Genomic DNA, 19,073 nt, shown 5'->3' on the forward strand with positions numbered 1-19,073 from the left:
GAATACGAGAATTTCGGCGATCCGGGGCGATTCTCGCCGGTAGGGGGAGCGCGACGTCGAACAAGCGTGTAGCTTCCGGGACCGGACGGGGAGGCGGCGCACGGGGGTGCGCTCGCGGTTTGGGGGGATGATCGATGGGCGTGCGGTTGATGGTGGTCGACGACCACCGGCTGCTCGCGGAGGCGTTGGCCTCGGCGTTGAAGCTGCGGGGGCACCGGGTGCTGGCCGCGGCGGCACCGGTGGTGGGGGCGGCTGATCTGGTGATCAGCAGAGCGCCGGAGGTGTGCCTGCTGGGGACGGCGTTACCGGCGGAGCCCGGGATCTTCGACCCGGTGGTGAAGATCAAGCGGGAACGGCCGCAGGTGGCGGTGCTGGTGCTGGGTCCGGTGCCCAGCCCCCGCGGGATCGCGGCGGCGTTCGCGGCGGGCGCGTCCGGCTATGTGCGGCACGACGAACGCATCGAGGGCGTCGAACGGGCGATCATGAAGGCGCGGGCGGGGGAGGCCGCGGTGGCGCCGCAACTGCTGCAGAGCGCGTTCGGCGAACTGCTGAACCCGGCGCTCCAGCCGGACGACGAAGGCCAGCGGCTGCTGCGGATACTGACCCCGCGGGAGGTGGAGGTCCTGGTCCGGGTCACCGAGGGCGAGGACACCCGGCTGATCGCGGCGGGCATGGGCATAGCACCGTCCACGGCGCGGACGCATGTGCAGCGCGTCCTGATGAAACTCGGCGTGGGCTCCCGGCTGGAGGCTGCGGCGCTGGCTGCCCGGACGGGGCTGCTGGACCGCGCGGGCCCGGTGCGGGGGACGTTGCCGCCCGAGGAGTGAGGGCGCTCGCGGGGCAGGACGCTCGCGGTGCCGGTGCTGCCGACACTCGTGCTTGCCGGTGCCGCTGGGTACTGCGCGCTGTTGGCGGCCATGCCCAGGATCTCGGCGGCGCCCAGGTTGGCGGCGATGAACACAGACCGGTGACCCAGGCGGGCAGGGAGCGGCCGGAGAGGAAGAAGGCGAGGCTGGTCTTCACCGACCGGCGGGCCGCGAAGCCGATGCCGAGGACGACGACGAGGTAGATCCCGAGGATCAGGTAGTCGAGCCAGTTGGTGGGGAGCCGCAGCTCGGCAGCGAGGTGGAGCGGGCCGGTGGGGTCGGTGGGGCCGAGGAGAGCGGTGGGACCGAGGAGAGCGGTGAGACCGGTGGGACCGAGGAGAGCGGTGGGACCGGTGGGACCGGTGGGGGGGAGTGAGGCGGGGGTGAAGGGTGCAGGCAGATGTGTGGGGGTCCGCATGGAGTACTCGCTTCGTTGCGCGAACCGATACGTCGCGGAACCTACACCTCCGCGTTCACTGATTGAACGCTTCCGCTGATGCTCTTTGTTTGATTGTGATGGGGGCGGTCGGGGTGAAGGACGTTTTGATGTGTTGGGTTATGTTGGAACAGTGCGAAGACGGTGCTGCGAAGACGGTGCTGTGAAGACCGTGCAGCGAAGACCGTGCAGTGAACGGCCCGAATGGAGCGTCCGGCGTGAAGAAGACCTCGACCCGACTGGCCGACGGTCGCGAACTCATCTACTACGACCTCAGTGACGCCACCGTGCGCGACGCGGCCGACCGCCGTCCGCTGGACGCCACCGTCACGACGTCGGAGATCCGCCGCGATCCGCTGCTCGGCGACTCCGTGGCCGTCGCCTCCCACCGCCAGGGCCGCACCTACCACCCGCCGGCCGACGAATGCCCCCTGTGCCCCTCCGAGGGCGACCGGCTCAGCGAGATCCCGGACTCCTCGTACGACGTCGTGGCCTTCGAGAACCGCTTCCCCTCCCTGGCCGGTGACTCCGGCCGCTGCGAGGTCGTCTGCTTCACCTCCGACCACCACGCCTCCTTCGGCTCCCTGAGCGAGGAGCAGGCGCGCCTGGTCCTGGACGTGTGGACGGACAGGACGTCGGAGTTGTCCCATCTCCCCTCAGTTGAACAGGTGTTCTGCTTCGAGAACCGGGGGACCGAGATCGGCGTCACCCTCCAGCACCCGCACGGGCAGATCTACGCCTACCCCTTCACCACCCCCCGCACCTCCCTGATGCTCCGCCAAGTGGCCGCACACAAGGAGGCGACCGGTGGGGTAAACCTGTTCGACACCATCCTGGCGGAGGAACTGGCGGGGGAGCGGGTCGTCCTGGAGGGTGCCCACTGGGTCGCCTACGTGCCGTACGCCGCGCACTGGCCCTACGAGGTCCACCTGTATCCCAAGCGCCGGGTGCCCGACCTGCTCGGGCTCGACGAGGCGGCACGCACAGAGTTTCCCCAGGTCTATCTGGAACTGTTGCGGCGGTTCGACCGGATCTTCGGCGAGGGCGAGCCACCGACCCCGTACATCGCGGCCTGGCACCAGGCCCCGTTCGGCACGCTGGAGGAGTTCGACGGGGTCACCCGCGACGACTTCGCGCTCCACCTCGAGCTTTTCACCATTCGCCGCACATCCGGCAAGCTGAAGTTCCTCGCGGGCTCCGAGTCCGGCATGAACGTGTTCATCAACGACGTGCCGCCCGAGCGCGCGGCCGAGCGACTGCGAGAGGTAGCGAGTTCATGAGCGGGAAGTACCTGATCACCGGCGGCGCGGGTTATGTCGGCAGCGTCGTCGCCCAGCATCTGCTGGAGGCGGGCCACGAGGCCGTCGTCCTCGACAACCTCTCCACCGGCGTGCGCGAGGCCGTCCCGGCCGGCGCTTCCTTCATCGAGGGCGACATCCGGGACGCCGCCGCCTGGCTCGACGCCTCCTTCGACGGCGTCCTGCACTTCGCCGCGTTCTCCCAGGTCGGCGAGTCGGTCGTGAAGCCCGAGAAGTACTGGGACAACAACGTCGGCGGCACCATGGCCCTGCTCGGCGCCATGCGCGAGGCGGGCGTGCGCCGGCTGGTCTTCTCCTCCACCGCGGCCACCTACGGCGAGCCCGAGCAGGTCCCGATCGTCGAGTCCGCCCCGACCCGCCCCACCAACCCCTACGGCGCCTCCAAGCTGGCCGTCGACCACATGATCACCGGCGAGGCGGCGGCCCACGGCCTGGGCGCGGTCTCCCTGCGCTACTTCAACGTGGCCGGCGCGTACGGCCACTGCGGCGAGCGGCACGACCCCGAGTCCCACCTGATCCCGCTCGTCCTCCAGGTCGCCCAGGGCCGCCGCGACGCGATCAGCGTCTACGGCGACGACTACCCGACGCCGGACGGCACCTGCGTACGCGACTACATCCACGTCGCCGACCTGGCCGAGGCCCACCTGCTGGCCCTGACCGCGGCGACCGGGGGCGAACACCTCATCTGCAACCTCGGCAACGGCAACGGCTTCTCGGTCCGCGAGGTCGTCGAGACGGTCCGCCGGGTCACCGGCCACCCGATCCCCGAGGTCGTGGCCCCCCGCCGGGGCGGCGATCCGGCGGTCCTGGTGGCGTCGGCCGCCGCGGCCCACGAGAAGCTGGGCTGGAAGCCGTCCCGCTCGGACCTCGCCGGAATCGTCGCGGACGCGTGGGAGTTCGCGCAGCGGCAGCAGCAGAGCAAGCAGTAGCAGGACATCCAGGACGACGAAGGGTCAGGGGCAGGGCATGAGCGAGACCATTGCCGGCGAGGCGGTCGCGGGAGCGGTCGAAGAGCGATTCCGGCAGCTGTACGGAGCCGGACCGCAGGGCGTCTGGGCGGCACCGGGCCGGGTCAACCTCATCGGTGAACACACCGACTACAACGACGGCTGCGTCATGCCGTTCGCCCTGCCGCACACCGCGGTCGCGGCGGTCTCCCGGCGCGACGACGGAGTCCTGCGCCTGCACTCCGCCGACGTGGCCGCACCCGTCGTGGAGGTCACGCTCGACTCCCTCACCCCCGGCACGGACAAGAACTGGACCGCCTACCCGGCGGGCGTCGTCTGGGCCCTGCGCGAGGCCGGCCACGCCGTGACCGGCGCCGACATCCACCTCGCCTCGACGGTCCCGGCCGGCGCCGGCCTGTCCTCCTCGGCGGCCCTGGAGGTCGTCGTCGCCCTGGCCCTCGACGACCTGTACGAACTGGGCCTGCGCGGCTGGCAACTGGCCCGCCTGTGCCAGCGCGCGGAGAACGTGTACGTCGGCGCCCCCGTCGGCATCATGGACCAGACGGCGTCCGCATGCTGCGAGAGCGGGCACGCCCTGTTCCTCGACACCCGCGACCTCTCCCAGCGGCAGATCCCCTTCGACCTGGCCGCCGAGGGCATGCGTCTGCTGGTGGTCGACACCCGGGTCAAGCACAGCCACAGCGAGGGCGAGTACGGCAAACGCCGCGTCGGCTGCGAGCAGGGCGCCGCCCTGCTGGGCGTCGACGCCCTGCGGGACATCCCCTACGCCGACCTCGACGCGGCGCTGGAGCGGCTGGGCGACGAGGAGGAGGTGCGCCGCCTGGTCCGGCACGTGGTGACGGAGGACGCACGGGTGGACCGGGTCGTCGCCCTCCTGGAGTCGGGCGACACCCGCGCCATCGGCCCCGTCCTCACCGCCGGCCACGCCTCCCTGCGCGACGACTTCCGCGTCTCCTGCCCCGAACTCGACCTGGTCGTCGACACCGCCGTCACCGCCGGTGCCCTCGGCGCCCGTATGACCGGCGGCGGCTTCGGCGGCTCGGCCATCGTCCTGGCCGAGGAAGCCGACGTGGACGCCCTCACCAAGGCGGTGGAGGAAGCCTTCGCGACGGCCGGCTTCACAACCCCCCGGGTCTTCGAGGCGGTGCCGTCGGCGGGGGCACGGCGGGTGGCCTGACGGGGCCGCTGCCGGAAGCCACCACCTCCGCCCGCTCAGAACCCGGCGCCGCCCCCGGCGAAACGGACCGGCGTCACCAGGGCGATGCGGACCAGCCCGGGTTCGGGCGGCGGAGCGTCGTAGACATATGTGACGGTGAGAGCCGGACGCGCATCCGTGGCTTCGAGCCGTGTCGTGTCGCGTAAAGCACCATGCCTCCGATGCTGCGCGCCGGCCGACCGAGGGTCGGAGTCTTCTCCAGTTCGGCGCACAGGGCCTCAACGGCTTCAAGAGCCCCTTCGCCGATGGCCCGGCAGCGGAGACGGGCCTCCTGCGTGATCCCGGCGATGGCCGACTGCTGGTTCTCTGTCACCCAGTGGTCCCTCGGGCCGACCGAACGTCGGCGACGGCGGCGGCAACCGCGGAGTCGAAACCGGGATCCTGGCGGGCGATGACCCGCCCCCGGAAATCCTCGGCCAGACGGGCTGCTCCGCTGAGATCGGCGGGATCGGCGTGGTTGATCTCGCGGGCGAGTTCGGCCTCGAAGTCGTCGGCATCGGTGGGGAAGCCGTAACCCATGGTGAGGGCCGCGCGAAGCTCACCGATGGTGCGCATGGGCGGGAGCTGGGGCGGGCCGAAGTCCGCCGGCTGTGCGGTCATGGCGATCGGGGCTCCTTGGGCGATGCCGAATTCACGGTACCGACGCGCTCCACTCAGTGTCCGGGAAGCACCCGTTCGGGCTTCCGCTCGCCTTGCCCAGCCCTCTGGTCCGAGGGGAAGCTCACCGCCCGCTTACTTCCCGCCCGCGAGGACCACGTCCGTTATCGCGCCGAAGCGTGAGTCCGCTTCGTCCGACGGCTCCGGACCACCCTTTCGACCCTGAGCCGTTCCACCCTCCGGGACGGTCGGGAGCACACCGTGGATTTCGACACCTTCACCGTCGGCCTTCAGGTCCGTGCCGACGACGGCCACGAGACTTACCTCGCGGTGAGCATCACGGGTTCAGTTCCGCCGAACCTCACCACCTTGATCCTGAGCAACCTCCCCGCTGCGAGGCCGACGGCTGGTATCCCGGATACGCCTTGCCGGAACGGGACCTCCTCCCCGCCGAACAAGCCCGGTCCAACCTGATGGACCCTCGCGCAGCGGGCCCGCTCCTCGACACGGACCAGTCGGACCAGTAACGACGGGACAGGGACGACGGCAGAGGTTTTTCGGGGGACGGTCTGCCGGGCGGCGTCACCTCGGATGTGCTCGACGGGTTCCGGTGTCCGGCTCCAGGCGTTTCGTCAACGTGTACTCCGTGATGCCCGGCGGGTAGTCCGGGATCACGCAGACCACCTCGTAGCCGTGCCGCTGGTAGAACTTCGGGGCCTGGAAGTCCCAGGTCTCCACGCGGGCGGAACGGCAGCCGCGGGCTGTGGCGAGGCGTTCCGCCTCGGCCAGGAGGAGGGTGCCGAGGCCCGCCCCGCGGTGGCGTTCGTCCACCCACAGGTACGTCACGTGCAGCCAGGTCGTCCAGGTGTGGCCGACCAGGCCGCCCGCCAGATCACCGGCCGGGTCCGATGCCCACACGTGCAAAGGGGACTCGCGTTCCTGCGGGGTTCCGCGCAGGGCGCGCAGCACCGGTGACACCGCCGTGTTGGTGTCCCGCAACCGCCTGCGAAGCAGATCACGTCGGGCCTTGTCGACTTCTGTCTCAAGACGAAACATGTGGCTCACCATAAACGCGCAGGAGCGCCAGTTCTGCAAATAGCCTTCCCCTCCCGGCCCCCGTCCGTACTCTGATGAACAGCGCCGGTGGGGGCCGGCGCCGTTCAGGGGGCGAGACACTCGGGTACGCGATCCGGGGCGGGGCGGTGGTGACGCGCGGCGGCGGCCGGGCGGCTCCGGGCGGCCCGCCCCGGGATCGCCGGTTCCGGTCGGGTCCCGTTGGTCCGGAACCGGGCTCCGGCGTCGTACCCGTGCCGGTGTGTCGGTGTCGTCTTCCGACGACGGGGTAGTCCCCTGCTCTGCAGAGAGCATGGGGAAGGGGGTTTCGTGCAACGTATCCGAGTCCTGGTCGTCGACGACCATCGCATCTTCGCCGAGTCGCTCGCCGCGGCCCTGGCCGCCGAGCCGGACGTCGAGGTGTCCGCGGCGGGCAGCGGCCCGGCCGCACTGCGGTGCCTGGAGCGGGCGGTCGCCGAGGGGCGGCGGTTCGACGTCCTGCTCGTCGACGCCGACCTGGGCGGCAGAGCGCCGGCCGGCCCGTCCGCCGTGCCCGTGCGCGCGGGCGACGAGGACGGCATCGTCGACGGGATGTCCCTGGTCACCGGGGTGCGCTCGGTCCACCCGCAGGTACGGATCGTCGTGCTCGCCGAGAAGGACGACCCGCGCCGTGCCGCGCTCGCCCTCCAGGCCGGCGCAGGCGGCTGGGTCGCCAAGGACTGCTCGCTGAGCCGGCTGCTCACCGTCATCCGGGGGGTGCTGCGCGACGAGACGCATCTGCCGCCCGCCCTGCTCACCGGCGTGCTGCGCGAACTCACCGCCGCCCGCAAGCACCGCACCGAAAGCGAACGCCTCGTGGAGTCCCTGACCCCGCGCGAGCGGGAGGTACTGCGGTGCATGGTCGCGGGCCTGGGGCGCAAAGCTGTCGCCGAGCGCCTGTACCTGTCCCCGCACACCGTGCGTACGCACATGCAGAACGTGCTCGGCAAGCTGGGCGTGCACTCCACCCTCGCCGCCGTCGCCCTGGCCCGCAGGGCGGGTGTCGGGCCGGTCGACCTAGCCGGGGATGTTGTCGAACGGGGCAGTCAGCCGGCGTAGCAGGCCCGCCAGTTCGCCACGCTGTGTGCGGGAGAGCTCGGCGAGGATCGCCCGCTCCTGCGTCAGCAGCCCGGCCAGCGCCTGGTCGCCGCGGTCACGACCCTCGTCCGTGAGGCGGACCAGCACCCCGCGCCGGTCGCTGGGGTCGGGCAGGCGCTCCACCAGGCCCTTCTTGGTCAGGCGGTCGATGCGGTTGGTCATCGTGCCCGAGGTGACCAGCGTCTGTGTGAGGAGCTGCCCCGGCGAGAGCTGGTAGGGGACGCCCGCACGGCGCAGCGCGGTCAGGACGTCGAACTCCCAGGGCTCCAGCCCGTGCTCGGCGAAGGCCAGCCTGCGGGCCCGGTCCAGGTGCCGGGCGAGCCTGCTCACCCGGCTGAGCACCTCGAGCGGTTCCACGTCGAGGTCCGGGCGCTCCCGGCGCCATGCTGCGACCAGCCGATCGACCTCGTCCTCCATGACGATCAGTGTAGTGGTTGTGTCGATGTGAAGTCTCTTGATATCGAGATGCTTGACGTCGAGCAAGTTTGTGCGGGACGGTGGGTACCCGTCAGCCCGTTCGCCGGCCGGCCCGTCCGCCGGTTGCCGATTCACCAGGAGGCGCCCCGTGCCCACGGCCACCGATCCCCGCTGGGACCCCGCTCAGTACCTGCGCCACGCCGGTCACCGCACCCGCCCCTCCCTCGATCTCCTCGCCCGGGTCCCCGAGCTGCCCGGCGACCCGCCCCGCATCGCCGACCTCGGCTGCGGCGCGGGCAACGTCACCGCGCTGATCGCCGACCGCTGGCCGCGCGCCCGCACCACCGGCTACGACAACTCGCCCGAGATGCTCGACAGGGCCCGCGCCGACCACCAGGGCCCCACCCCCGACGGCGGCCGGACCGACTTCGCCCACGCCGACGTCCGCACCTGGACGCCCGGGCCCGAGCGGCCGTACGACCTGATCGTCAGCAATGCCACCCTGCAGTGGATTCCCGGTCATGTGGACCGGTTCGCCGACTGGACCGCCGGACTCACCCCCGGCGGCACCCTCGCCTTCCAGGTGCCCGGCAACTTCGACGCCCCCAGCCACGTCCTCCTGCGCGAACTCGCCCGCTCCCCGCGCTGGGCCGGCCGCCTCGACGGCGTCCTGCGGCACGCCGACGCCGTGCTCCGTCCGGAGGCGTACCTGGAGCGGCTGACCGGCCTCGGCTGCACCGCCGACGTGTGGGAGACGACGTACGTCCATCTCCTCCAGGGCGAGGACCCCGTCCTGGACTGGGTCAAGGGCACCGGCCTGCGGCCCGTCCTCACCGCCCTCGCCGACGACCCCGAGGTGTGCGACGCCTTCGTGGACGAGTACCGCACCGCCCTGCGCGACGCCTACCCGGCGGGCCCGCACGGCACCCCGTTCCCGTTCCGCCGGATCTTCGCGGTGGCACGGAGGATTGGATGACCCCGCTCAGGGCGTGCGGCCCAGGTGGGTGACGAGGATATGGATCACGTCGTCGTCGATGAGGTACAGCACGCGGTAGTCGCCGACCCGCAGGCGGCGGGCCGTCGGCCCGTAGGCGGCGGAGTCGGCAGGGCGGGGCTCCTTGGCGAGGGTGTCGACGGCTTCATATACGGCGGCCAGTCCGGCCGGGTCGTCCCGGAGGAACCGCACAGCCGCATTGGTGGCGTTCGGCTCCCAGATAATGCGGTAGGTCACGGCCGCAGCCCCAGCATGCGTCCGACCTCTTCGTGCGGGACGCCCTCGCCGAGCGTGCCTTCGGCCTTGCGCCGCTCGTATTCGGAAAGTGCCAGGGCGTCTTCGAGATCCTCTATGACGTGTGGTGATACGAGCAGAGCCGCCACGTGTCCGTGGTCCGTGAGGGCGATGGTCTCGCGGCTGTGGGCGGCGCGGCGGACCAGGTCGCCGAGCTGAGCGCGGGCTGTACTGATCGTGATCTCGGTCATGACCACATGGTGGCACAAGGTTAATCTTTCGACATCATGATTCAGTTCTTCCGGTGGCCGATCAGCCGCGGCTTCTGCTCCAGGCCGTCCAGGCCGTGCCAGGCCAGGTTGACCAGGTGCGCGGCCACCTCCGCCTTCCTCGGCTTGCGGACGTCCAGCCACCACTGGCCGGTCAGCGCCACCATCCCGACCAGCGCCTGCGCGTACAGCGGAGCCAGTTTGGGATCGAACCCGCGGCTCTTGAACTCGCGGCCCAGGATGTCCTCCACCTGCGTGGCGATGTCCGAGATGAGGGAGGCGAAGGACCCCGTCGACTGGGGGATCGGGGAGTCACGGACCAGGATGCGGAACCCGTCCGTGTACTCCTCGATGTAGTCCAGCAGCGCGAACGCCGCCTGCTCGCACAGCTCCCGCGGATGACCCGCGGTCAGTGAACCCGTCACCATGTCCAGCAGACGCCGCATCTCGCGGTCCACGACCACCGCGTACAGGCCCTCCTTGCCGCCGAAGTGCTCGTACACCACCGGCTTGGAGACCCCGGCCTTCGCCGCGATCTCCTCCACCGAGGTGCCCTCGAACCCCTTCTCGGCGAACAAGGTGCGGCCGATCTCCAACAGCTGCTGACGGCGCTCCGCGCCGGTCATCCGGGTGCGGCGGGCACGCCGCGGCTTGTCATTGCTCGAGGTGCTGCTGGAGTCGGTCGCCACGCCGACCATCATGCCGCCTCGGCCGTCTCCCGCCCGCTCCGGGAGCCGCCTCCCCCGGTGTCACGGCGCGAATCGATACGCGAGCGTGACGGCCAGCGCACGTCGTACGCCCAGCCCAGTATCTCGAACCAGCGGATCAGACGGGCGCTCGAATCGATCTGCCCCCGCTCCACCCCGTGCCGTGCGGACGTCGGGTCGGCGTGATGCAGGTTGTGCCAGGACTCGCCGCAGGACAGCACCGCCAGCCACCACACGTTGCCCGAACGGTCCCGCGACTTGAACGGCCGCTTGCCCACCGCATGGCAGATCGAGTTGATCGACCACGTCACATGGTGCAACAACGCCACCCGAACGAGTGACCCCCAGAAGAAGCCCGTGAACGCACCCCACCAGGACATCGTCACCAGACCGCCGATCAGCGCCGGCAGCGCCAGCGACACCCCCGCCCACAGCACGAACTGGCGGGAAATCGCGCGCAGCGTCCGGTCCTTGATCAGATCCGGCGCGTACTTGTCCTGCGGCGTCTGCTCCTCGTCGAACATCCAGCCGAGATGAGCCCACCACAGGCCCTTCATCAGCGCCGGCAACGACTCCCCGTACCGCCACGGCGAATGCGGGTCGCCCTCCGCGTCCGAGAACTTGTGATGCTTGCGGTGGTCCGCCACCCAGCGCACCAGTGGTCCCTCCACCGCCATCGAACCCGCCACCGCCAGGGCGATCTTGAGCGGCCGCTTCGCCTTGAACGAACCATGCGTGAAATGACGGTGGAAACCGATGGTGATGCCGTGGCAGCCCAGGAAGTAGAAGGACACCAGCAGGCCGAGATCCAGCCAGCTCACCCCCCAGCCCCAGGTCAGAGGCACCGCCGCCAGCACGGCCAGGAACGGAACGATGATGAAGACCAGCAGCGCGATCTGCTCGATCGAACGCTTGCGCTCCCCGCCCAGCGTGGCGGAGGGAACGGCTGGGGTATCGGTGCCGGCGCCGGAGGGCAGCGGCTTCTTCGAGGCTTCGTCGATGACATCAGGACGTGAGGTCATGCGTGTCCCTTGTGGGGTATGAGGATGGAGGGTGATGCCGGGCTGCCGGAACCGAACAGCATTTCCTACGGGACCGTAACCTACGGCATCGTAAGTATGGCAGCGCGGGGCCCGGCGGCAAGAGCCCACGAGCCTGCGCACCCCGGCCGACGCCTATCCTTGGAATCGGTCGGACAGCGCGGTCCGCTCTGATTACTTCCCGGATGCACGGCCCGTATGCGGCGCCAGCCGCCCACAGACGTCGTCCGGGCCCTCCAGACCAGCTTCAACACTGCAAGGAGCCGCACCTGTGAGCAGTGCCGACGACCAGGCCGTGTCCACGGCGACCACGAGCAGCGAACTGAGGGCCGACATCCGCCGACTGGGTGATCTCCTCGGAGAGACCCTCGTCCGCCAGGACGGCCCCGAACTCCTCGACCTCGTCGAAAAGGTCCGCCGACTCACCCGCGAGGACGGCGAGGCCGCAGCCGAACTGCTGCGCGGCACCGAACTCGGCACCGCCGCCAAACTGGTCCGCGCCTTCTCCACCTACTTCCACCTGGCGAACGTCACCGAACAGGTGCACCGCGGCCGTGAACTGCGCGCCCGCCGCGCCACCGAAGGCGGACTGCTCGCCCGCACCGCCGACCGCCTCAAGGACGCCGACCCCGAGCACCTGCGCGAAACCGTGCGGCACCTCAACGTCCGCCCGGTCTTCACCGCGCACCCCACCGAGGCCGCCCGCCGCTCCGTCCTGGGCAAGCTGCGCCGCATCGCCGCCCTCCTCGACACCCCCGTCATCGAGAGCGACCGGCGCCGCCTCGACACCCGCCTCGCCGAGAACATCGACCTCGTCTGGCAGACCGACGAACTGCGCGTCGTCCGCCCCGAGCCCGCCGACGAGGCCCGTAACGCCATCTACTACCTCGACGAGCTGCACGCGGGCGCCGTCGGCGACGTCCTCGAGGACCTCACCGCCGAACTCGAACGCGTCGGCGTCACCCTCCCCGACGACACCCGCCCCCTCACCTTCGGCACCTGGATCGGCGGCGACCGCGACGGCAACCCCAACGTCACCCCCCAGGTCACCTGGGACGTCCTCATCCTCCAGCACGAGCACGGCATCAACGACGCCCTGGAGATGATCGACGAACTCCGCGGATTCCTCTCCAACTCCATCCGCTACGCCGGCGCCACCGACGACCTCCTCACCTCCCTGAAGGCCGACCTCGACAACCTCCCCGAGATCAGCCCCCGCTACAAGCGCCTCAACGCCGAGGAGCCCTACCGGCTCAAGGCCACCTGCATCCGGCAGAAGCTCGAGAACACCAAGCAGCGCCTCGCCCAGGACACCCCCCACCAGAGGGGCCGCGACTACCTCGGCACCGGCGAACTCCTCGCCGACCTGCGGATCATCCAGACCTCCCTGCGCGAGCACCGCGGCGCCCTCTTCGCCGACGGCCGCCTCGCCCGCACCATCCGCACCCTCGCCGCCTTCGGCCTCCAGCTCGCCACCATGGACGTGCGCGAACACGCCGACGCCCACCACCACGCCCTCGGCCAGCTGTTCGACCGGCTCGGCGAGGAATCCTGGCGCTACACCGACATGCCCCGCGACTACCGCACCAAGCTCCTCGCCAAGGAACTCCGCTCGCGCAGGCCGCTGGCCCCCACCCCCGCCCCCGTCGACGCGGCCGGCGAGAAGACCCTCGGCGTCTTCCAGACCGTCAAGCGGGCCCTGGAGATCTTCGGCCCCGAAGTCGTCGAGTCCTACATCATCTCCATGTGCCAGGGCGCCGACGACGTCTTCGCCGCCACCGTCCTCGCGCGGGAGGCCGGGCTGATCGACCTGCACGCCGGCTGGGCGAAGATCGGCATCGTCCCGCTGCTGGAGACGACGGACGAACTGAAGGCCGCCGACACCATCCTCGAGGACATGCTCTCCGACCCGTCCTACCGGCGCCTGGTCGCGCTGCGGGGCGACGTCCAGGAAGTCATGCTCGGCTACTCCGACTCCTCCAAGTTCGGTGGCATCACCACCAGTCAGTGGGAGATCCACCGCGCCCAGCGCCGGCTGCGCGACGTCGCCCACCGCTACGGCGTACGCCTGCGCCTCTTCCACGGCCGCGGCGGCACCGTCGGCCGCGGCGGCGGCCCCACCCACGACGCCATCCTTGCCCAGCCCTGGGGCACCCTCGAGGGCGAGATCAAGGTCACCGAACAGGGCGAGGTCATCTCCGACAAGTACCTCATCCCCGCACTCGCCAGGGAGAACCTGGAACTCACGGTCGCCGCCACCCTCCAGGCATCCGTCCTGCACACCGCACCCCGCCAGTCCGACGAGGCGCTCGCCCGCTGGGACGCCGCCATGGACGTCGTCTCCGACGCCGCCCACGACTCCTACCGCCGGCTCGTCGAGGACCCCGACCTCCCCGCCTACTTCTTCGCCTCCACCCCCGTCGACCAGCTCGCCGACCTGCACCTCGGCTCCCGGCCCTCCCGCCGCCCCGACTCCGGTGCCGGACTGGACGGCCTGCGCGCCATCCCCTGGGTGTTCGGCTGGACCCAGTCCCGCCAGATCGTCCCCGGCTGGTACGGCGTCGGCTCCGGCCTCAAGGCCCTGCGCGAGACCGGCCTCGACACCGTGCTCGACGAGATGCACGAGCAGTGGCACTTCTTCCGCAACTTCATCTCCAACGTCGAGATGACCCTCGCCAAGACCGACCTCAGAATCGCCCAGCACTACGTCGACACCCTCGTCCCCGACGAGCTCAAGCACGTCTTCGACGCGATCAGGGCCGAGCACGAACTCACCGTCGCCGAAGTACTCCGCGTCACCGGCGAGAGCGAACTCCTGGACGCGGACCCGGTCCTCAAGCAGACCCTCACCATCCGCGACGCCTACCTCGACCCCATCTCCTACCTCCAGGTCGCCCTGCTCAAGCGCCAGCGCGACGCCGCCGCGGCCGGCGACGAGCCCGACCCGCTGCTCGCCCGAGCCCTCCTCCTCACCGTCAACGGCGTCGCGGCGGGCCTGCGCAACACCGGCTGACCCCGAAGCCGCCCACGACGAAGGGTGCCCCCGAGCCGTACTCCGGCCCGGGGGCACCCTCGCTCGTTCCGCACCACACCCGCACGGACCAGGTGTCACACCACCAGGAACGCCGCCGTCACCAGCGCCAGCCCCGACAACCCCATCACCCACGCCGGCCGGGTCCGCAGCAGTCCGCCCGCCACCACCACCGACGCCAGCATCAGCGCCCCGCCCAGCGGCACCCACGCGTAGAGGATCCCGGCGGGACCGGAACGGACCGCCACGACTCCGCCCGGCTTCATGACGACGGTGTACGTCCGCCCCTTCGCCACGGCCGCGTTGTTCTCCAGCACGACCTCGGCCCGCGGCTGCGACCCGGGCGACACCGGCGTGTACGCCCCCGTACAGGTCCGCTCACCGCAGGACGTCACCGCGACCGCGCCCTGCTCCCGCCCCTTCGTCAGCATCACGTACTGCGCTGTGCCCCACGACGCCCACACACCCGCGATCAGGATCAGCACGGCGACCGTGCCCATCACCGCGAACCGGCCGAAACGCAGAGCGGCGGACGAACCCCGGGAGGACGAGACGGCTGAAGGCATGGCCGAGATCTTTGGCCATGCCCTTGCGCTCGGTCAACTCCGTCCGGAATCCGCGCTCACTCGGAAGACGTACGCACCCAGGAGCCGCGGATACCCACTCAGGAGTTGTACGTCCCCTGCGCCCGCTCCAGACCGTCGATCACCAGACACTCCACCGCGTCCGCCGCCCGGTCCACGCAGTAGTCCAGCTCCTTGCGCTCCGCCGACGAGAAGTCCCGCAGCACATAGTCCGCCACCTGCATCCGCCCCGGCGGCCGCCCGATCCCGAACCGCACCCGGTGATAGTCCGCACCGAACGCCTTCGTCATCGACTTCAGCCCGTTGTGGCCGTTGTCCCCGCCCCCCAGCTTCAGCCGCAGCGTCCCGTAGTCGATGTCCAGCTCGTCATGGACCGCCACCACCTGCGCCACCGGCACCTTGTAGAACTCCCGCAGCGCGTTCACCGGCCCGCCCGACAGATTCATGAACGACATCGGCTTCGCCAGAATCACCCGCCGGCCCGCCGGACCCGGCGGACCGATCCGCCCCTCCACCACCTGCGCCTGCGCCTTCCCGGCCCGCTTGAACCGGCCCGAGATCCGCTCCGCCAGCAGATCCGCCACCATGAACCCCACGTTGTGCCGGTTCCCGGCGTACTCCGGCCCCGGATTGCCCAGCCCCACGATCAGCCAGACAGCCGCCGCATCGGTCGTCACGTCCCTGTCTCCTTCGTCCACGTCCACGTCCCGTGCTCGTCCCCCCACACACACACGTCGGCCGCTGCCCCCGCACGGGAACAGCGGCCGACGCGTAGGAAGACTACGAGAAGGATCAGGCCTGGGCGGCCTCGTCCCCTTCGGTCTCCGCGGCCTCCTCGGCCTGCGCGGCCAGCACCTGCAGCACCACGGTGTCCTCGTCCACCGCCAGCTTCGCACCGGCCGGCAGCACCAGGTCCTTGGCGAGAATCGTGGCGCCGGCCGACAGGCCCTGCACCGAGACGCTCACGCCGTCCGGGATGTTCGTCGCCTCGGCCTCGATCGGCAGCGTCGGAATGACGTGCTCCAGCAGGTTGCCGCCCGGAGCCAGCTCACCCTCGGCGGTCACGTGGATCTCGACGGTGACCCGCTCGCCCCGCTTGACCATCAGCAGGTCGACGTGCTCCAGGAAACCCTTGATCGCGTCACGCTGCACGGCCTTCGGGATCGCCAGCTGGCTGCCCTCACCGTCGATGACCAGATCGATCAGCACGTTCGGCGTACGCAGCGCCAGCAGCAGCTCGTGGCCCGGCAGCGTCAGGTGCAGCGGCTCGAGACCGTGCTCGTACACCACGCCCGGAACCTTGCCGTCGCGACGGATACGACGCGCCGCACCCTTGCCGAACTCACTCCGCGTCTCCGCGTGAATCTTCACGTCGGCCATGCTCACCACTCCTCGAAGTCAGAAACCGTTGGGGATACCCCCCGCTCCGAGGAGCTTGGGGAAGGTCACCCGGCCACGAACGGCCTGCTACGAAGAGCGCGTCGATTACGGACCGCCGTACTCCACCCCTCACGAAGCGGTACGGCCTCCCTCGCCGAGCAACTGCAGCAGTCTACTCGGACAGGGAGGCCGTACCCAAAACGATCAGCCGGGACCCCGACGGGACCCGGAACAGAACCCTTACTGTTCGTCGAACAGGCTCGTCACCGAACCGTCCTCGAACACCTCACGGACCGCACGCGCGATCGTCGGCGCGATCGACAGCACCGTGATCTTGTCCAGATCGCCACTCAGCTCAGCCGGAGTCGGCAGCGTGTCCGTGAACACGAACTCGCTCACCCGCGAGTTCTTCAGCCGGTCCGCCGCCGGACCCGACAGCACACCGTGCGTCGCCGTCACGATCACGTCCTCCGCGCCGTGCGCGAACAACGCGTCCGCCGCGGCACAGATCGTGCCACCCGTGTCGATCATGTCGTCGACCAGGACGCACACGCGACCCTTGACCTCACCGACCACCTCGTGGACCGTGACCTGGTTCGCCACATCCTTGTCCCGCCGCTTGTGCACGATCGCCAGCGGCGCACCCAGCCGGTCGCACCAACGGTCCGCCACCCGCACACGACCCGCGTCCGGCGACACCACCGTCAGCTTCTCCCGGTCCACCTTCGCACCCACGTAGTCCGCCAGCAGCGGCAGCGCGAACAGGTGATCCACCGGACCGTCGAAGAAACCCTGGATCTGGTCCGTGTGCAGATCCACCGTCAGCACCCGGGTCGCACCCGCGGTCTTCATCAGATCCGCGATCAGACGCGCCGAAATCGGTTCACGCCCGCGGTGCTTCTTGTCCTGTCGCGCGTAACCGTAGAACGGCACGATGACGGTGATCGACCTCGCCGACGCACGCTTCAACGCGTCGATCATGATCAGCTGCTCCATGATCCACTTGTTGATCGGCGCCGTGTGGCTCTGGATCAGGAAACAGTCGGCACCACGGGCCGACTCCTCGTACCGCACATAGATCTCACCATTGGCGAAGTCGAAGGCCTTGGTCGGAACGACCCCGACCCCCAGCTGGTGGGCGACCTCCTCGGCAAGCTCGGGGTGGGCCCGGCCGGAGAAGAACATCATCTTCTTCTGGCCGGTCGTCTTGATCCCGGTCACAGCACTATCTCCTCAGAGGTGTCGCGGAAACTCGCGGCTCGAAGGCGAGAAGCCTCTCGGACGGCACGCGAGAGGTCATCTCACCTGGTGGGGTGCGGATATGCACTTATCACGATACGACGACTCCGGCGCACCGCTTTCCGGTCAACCCTTCTCGACCGACCCCCGGGCAGCCTCCTCCGCGGCCTTCGCGGCAGCACTCCCCGGACGTTTACGGGCCACCCAGCCCTCGATGTTCCGCTGCTGGCCCCGGGCCACAGCCAACGAACCGGGCGGCACATCCTTCGTGATCACAGAGCCGGCAGCGGTGTACGCACCGTCCCCGACCGTGACGGGTGCCACAAACATGTTGTCCGACCCCGTCTTGCAGTGCGACCCGACCGTCGTGTGATGTTTGTCCTGTCCGTCGTAATTCACGAACACACTCGCCGCACCGATGTTCGAGAAGTCGCCGATCGTCGCATCCCCCACATACGACAGATGCGGAACCTTCGTCCCCTCACCGATCGACGCGTTCTTCGTCTCCACGTACGTACCGATCTTGCCCTTGCGCCCGAGCCGCGTCCCCGGACGCAGATACGCATACGGCCCCACGGTGGCCTCCGGCCCGACCTCGGCACCCGACGCCACCGTGTTGTCCACCCGCGCACCGGCCCCCACCCGCGTATCCGTCAGCCGCGTATTCGGACCCACCTCACAGCCCTCGGCGAGATGCGTCGCACCCTGCAGCTGCGTCCCCGGATGCACCACCACGTCCTGCTCGAACGTCACCGAGACGTCCACCCACGTCGTGGCGGGATCGATGACGGTGACCCCCGAGAGCATGGCGGCGGTCAGCAACCGGTCATTGAGGATCCGCCGCGCCTGGGACAACTGCACCCGGTTGTTGATCCCCGCGATCTCCCGGTGATCGACTGCCACCGACGCACCCACCCGGTGCCCCGCCTCCCGCAGAATCCCCAGGACATCCGTCAGGTACTCCTCACCCTGACTGTTGTCCGTCCGCACCCTCTTCAGCGCACCCGCCAGCAACGCACCGTCGAACGCGAACACACCCGAATTGATCTCCCGGATCGCCCGCTGCTCCTCGGACGCGTCCTTGTGCTCCACGATCGCCGTCACCGCACCCGAGGCCGCGTCGCGCACGATCCGCCCGTACCCCGTCGCGTCCGGCACCTCGGCCGTCAGCACCGTCACCGCGTTCCCGTCGGCCACGTGCGTGGCCGAAAGCCGCCGCAGCGTCTCACCGGTCAGCAGCGGGGTGTCACCACAGACCACGACCACGGTCCCGTCCACGGAGCCACCCAGCTCCTCCAGCCCCATCCGCACCGCGTGACCGGTGCCGTTCTGCTCCGCCTGCACCGCGGTACGGGCCCCCGGGGCGACCTCGGCGAGGTGCGCGGTCACCTGCTCGCGGGCGTGACCCACGACGACGACCAGGTTCTCCGGCTCCAGCTCACCGGAGGCGGCCAGTACATGACCCACCAGGGAACGGCCGCAGATGTCGTGCAGGACCTTCGGGGTGGCCGACTTCATACGGGTGCCCTCACCCGCTGCGAGAACGACGACGGCTGCCGGGCGATTGGCGCTCACAAGGATGCCCT

The 19,073-nt window shown here is 70.0% G+C and carries 19 protein-coding genes and 1 pseudogene; 7 read left to right on the plus strand and 13 right to left on the minus strand.

The annotated features are described in order from the left end of the window. The first annotated feature begins 134 nt into the window (after window positions 1-134). A complete protein-coding gene (locus ACFP2V_RS07685; protein WP_381207358.1) occupies window positions 135-827 on the plus strand; it encodes a response regulator transcription factor in 693 nt (230 codons plus the stop codon). A 68-nt stretch (window positions 828-895) separates the two neighbouring features. On the opposite strand, the pseudogene ACFP2V_RS07690 reads toward ACFP2V_RS07685, so the two are convergent. Beyond that, window positions 896-1,113: pseudogene (locus tag ACFP2V_RS07690) on the minus strand (Na+/galactose cotransporter); the annotation flags it as partial. Window positions 1,114-1,520: 407 nt separating this feature from the next. Here ACFP2V_RS07690 and galT point away from each other — a divergent pair. Genes galT through galK form a run of 3 tightly spaced genes read left to right on the plus strand, consistent with a single transcriptional unit; the run spans window position 1,521 to window position 4,766 of the window. Further along, complete coding sequence (gene galT / locus ACFP2V_RS07695) at window positions 1,521-2,582, plus strand: galactose-1-phosphate uridylyltransferase (RefSeq protein ID WP_381207361.1); 1,062 nt, start codon at window positions 1,521-1,523, stop codon at window positions 2,580-2,582. Then, complete coding sequence (gene galE / locus ACFP2V_RS07700; protein WP_381207364.1) at window positions 2,579-3,550, plus strand: UDP-glucose 4-epimerase GalE; 972 nt, start codon at window positions 2,579-2,581, stop codon at window positions 3,548-3,550. The genes galT and galE overlap by 4 nt, the downstream gene beginning before the upstream one ends. A gap of 37 nt (window positions 3,551-3,587) precedes the next feature. Continuing rightward, on the plus strand, window positions 3,588-4,766 hold the full coding sequence (gene galK, locus ACFP2V_RS07705) for a galactokinase (protein ID WP_381207367.1): 1,179 nt from the start codon (window positions 3,588-3,590) through the stop codon (window positions 4,764-4,766). 348 nt (window positions 4,767-5,114) lie between these two features. Here the strand turns inward: galK and ACFP2V_RS07710 are convergent, their stop codons facing one another. Next, window positions 5,115-5,405 carry a hypothetical protein gene (locus ACFP2V_RS07710; protein ID WP_381207370.1) on the minus strand — a complete coding sequence of 97 codons (291 nt, stop codon included), beginning with the start codon at window positions 5,403-5,405 and terminating at the stop codon, window positions 5,115-5,117. Between the two features lie 579 nt (window positions 5,406-5,984). Then, window positions 5,985-6,458: a GNAT family N-acetyltransferase gene (locus ACFP2V_RS07715; RefSeq protein WP_381207373.1), complete on the minus strand. Its 474-nt coding sequence runs from the start codon at window positions 6,456-6,458 to the stop codon at window positions 5,985-5,987. A gap of 327 nt (window positions 6,459-6,785) precedes the next feature. Here ACFP2V_RS07715 and ACFP2V_RS07720 point away from each other — a divergent pair, with 327 nt between their 5' ends. Next, window positions 6,786-7,553 carry a response regulator transcription factor gene (locus ACFP2V_RS07720; RefSeq protein ID WP_381207376.1) on the plus strand — a complete coding sequence of 256 codons (768 nt, stop codon included), beginning with the start codon at window positions 6,786-6,788 and terminating at the stop codon, window positions 7,551-7,553. Here ACFP2V_RS07720 and ACFP2V_RS07725 read toward each other — a convergent pair. Then, window positions 7,512-8,009 (minus strand): MarR family winged helix-turn-helix transcriptional regulator, encoded by a 498-nt coding sequence (locus ACFP2V_RS07725; RefSeq protein ID WP_381207380.1) that lies wholly within the window; start codon window positions 8,007-8,009, stop codon window positions 7,512-7,514. The two genes, ACFP2V_RS07720 and ACFP2V_RS07725, sit on opposite strands and share 42 nt — an antisense overlap. 148 nt (window positions 8,010-8,157) lie before the next feature. Here ACFP2V_RS07725 and ACFP2V_RS07730 point away from each other — a divergent pair, with 148 nt between their 5' ends. After that, a complete protein-coding gene (locus ACFP2V_RS07730; protein ID WP_381207383.1) occupies window positions 8,158-8,985 on the plus strand; it encodes a trans-aconitate 2-methyltransferase in 828 nt (275 codons plus the stop codon). Window positions 8,986-8,991: 6 nt separating this feature from the next. On the opposite strand, the gene ACFP2V_RS07735 is transcribed toward ACFP2V_RS07730, so the two are convergent. From ACFP2V_RS07735 to ACFP2V_RS07750, 4 genes are read right to left on the minus strand one after another with little or no spacing between them, the layout of a single operon-like run. Next, complete coding sequence (locus ACFP2V_RS07735) at window positions 8,992-9,240, minus strand: type II toxin-antitoxin system RelE family toxin (RefSeq protein WP_381207386.1); 249 nt, start codon at window positions 9,238-9,240, stop codon at window positions 8,992-8,994. Further along, complete coding sequence (locus tag ACFP2V_RS07740; protein ID WP_355890342.1) at window positions 9,237-9,488, minus strand: type II toxin-antitoxin system Phd/YefM family antitoxin; 252 nt, start codon at window positions 9,486-9,488, stop codon at window positions 9,237-9,239. Before ACFP2V_RS07740 ends, ACFP2V_RS07735 begins: the two co-directional genes overlap by 4 nt. Window positions 9,489-9,529: 41 nt before the next feature. Continuing rightward, window positions 9,530-10,207 (minus strand): TetR family transcriptional regulator, encoded by a 678-nt coding sequence (locus ACFP2V_RS07745; protein WP_381207390.1) that lies wholly within the window; start codon window positions 10,205-10,207, stop codon window positions 9,530-9,532. After that, window positions 10,204-11,235, minus strand: coding sequence for an acyl-CoA desaturase (locus ACFP2V_RS07750; protein WP_381207393.1), 1,032 nt, complete (start codon window positions 11,233-11,235; stop codon window positions 10,204-10,206). The genes ACFP2V_RS07745 and ACFP2V_RS07750 overlap by 4 nt, the downstream gene beginning before the upstream one ends. Before the next feature lie 289 nt (window positions 11,236-11,524). On the opposite strand from ACFP2V_RS07750, the gene ppc reads away from it, so the two are divergent. Next, window positions 11,525-14,266, plus strand: a complete 2,742-nt coding sequence (ppc, locus tag ACFP2V_RS07755; protein ID WP_381207396.1) for a phosphoenolpyruvate carboxylase — start codon at window positions 11,525-11,527, stop codon at window positions 14,264-14,266. Window positions 14,267-14,361: 95 nt separating this feature from the next. Here ppc and ACFP2V_RS07760 read toward each other — a convergent pair whose 3' ends face one another. From ACFP2V_RS07760 to glmU, 5 genes are all read right to left on the minus strand, one after another. Next, on the minus strand, window positions 14,362-14,850 hold the full coding sequence (locus ACFP2V_RS07760; protein WP_381207399.1) for a hypothetical protein: 489 nt from the start codon (window positions 14,848-14,850) through the stop codon (window positions 14,362-14,364). 98 nt (window positions 14,851-14,948) lie between these two features. Next, window positions 14,949-15,545 carry an aminoacyl-tRNA hydrolase gene (gene pth / locus ACFP2V_RS07765; protein WP_381207402.1) on the minus strand — a complete coding sequence of 199 codons (597 nt, stop codon included), beginning with the start codon at window positions 15,543-15,545 and terminating at the stop codon, window positions 14,949-14,951. 115 nt (window positions 15,546-15,660) lie between these two features. Beyond that, window positions 15,661-16,248, minus strand: coding sequence for a 50S ribosomal protein L25/general stress protein Ctc (locus tag ACFP2V_RS07770; RefSeq protein ID WP_381207405.1), 588 nt, complete (start codon window positions 16,246-16,248; stop codon window positions 15,661-15,663). 240 nt (window positions 16,249-16,488) lie between these two features. Next, entirely contained in the window at window positions 16,489-17,469 is a 981-nt protein-coding gene (locus ACFP2V_RS07775; protein WP_381207408.1) for a ribose-phosphate diphosphokinase, read from the minus strand. Window positions 17,470-17,613: 144 nt separating this feature from the next. Continuing rightward, window positions 17,614-19,062, minus strand: a complete 1,449-nt coding sequence (glmU, locus tag ACFP2V_RS07780; protein WP_381207411.1) for a bifunctional UDP-N-acetylglucosamine diphosphorylase/glucosamine-1-phosphate N-acetyltransferase GlmU — start codon at window positions 19,060-19,062, stop codon at window positions 17,614-17,616. Window positions 19,063-19,073 lie beyond the last annotated feature (11 nt).

The sequence above is a fragment of the Streptomyces incanus genome (assembly GCF_042656345.1).
In the GTDB taxonomy this organism is placed as follows: domain Bacteria; phylum Actinomycetota; class Actinomycetes; order Streptomycetales; family Streptomycetaceae; genus Streptomyces; species Streptomyces incanus.

Bases quoted from the DNA above. Each gene is read 5' to 3' on its own strand.
- ACFP2V_RS07685 (WP_381207358.1), top strand. From the start codon at position 135: ATGGGCGTGCGGTTGATGGTGGTCGACGACCACCGGCTGCTCGCGGAG.
- galE (WP_381207364.1), top strand. From the start codon at position 2,579: ATGAGCGGGAAGTACCTGATCACCGGCGGCGCGGGTTATGTCGGCAGC.
- galK (WP_381207367.1), top strand. From the start codon at position 3,588: ATGAGCGAGACCATTGCCGGCGAGGCGGTCGCGGGAGCGGTCGAAGAG.
- ACFP2V_RS07710 (WP_381207370.1), bottom strand. From the start codon at position 5,405: ATGACCGCACAGCCGGCGGACTTCGGCCCGCCCCAGCTCCCGCCCATG.
- ACFP2V_RS07715 (WP_381207373.1), bottom strand. From the start codon at position 6,458: ATGTTTCGTCTTGAGACAGAAGTCGACAAGGCCCGACGTGATCTGCTT.
- ACFP2V_RS07725 (WP_381207380.1), bottom strand. From the start codon at position 8,009: ATGGAGGACGAGGTCGATCGGCTGGTCGCAGCATGGCGCCGGGAGCGC.
- ACFP2V_RS07740 (WP_355890342.1), bottom strand. From the start codon at position 9,488: ATGACCGAGATCACGATCAGTACAGCCCGCGCTCAGCTCGGCGACCTG.
- ACFP2V_RS07745 (WP_381207390.1), bottom strand. From the start codon at position 10,207: ATGATGGTCGGCGTGGCGACCGACTCCAGCAGCACCTCGAGCAATGAC.
- ACFP2V_RS07750 (WP_381207393.1), bottom strand. From the start codon at position 11,235: ATGACCTCACGTCCTGATGTCATCGACGAAGCCTCGAAGAAGCCGCTG.
- ACFP2V_RS07760 (WP_381207399.1), bottom strand. From the start codon at position 14,850: ATGCCTTCAGCCGTCTCGTCCTCCCGGGGTTCGTCCGCCGCTCTGCGT.
- ACFP2V_RS07770 (WP_381207405.1), bottom strand. From the start codon at position 16,248: ATGGCCGACGTGAAGATTCACGCGGAGACGCGGAGTGAGTTCGGCAAG.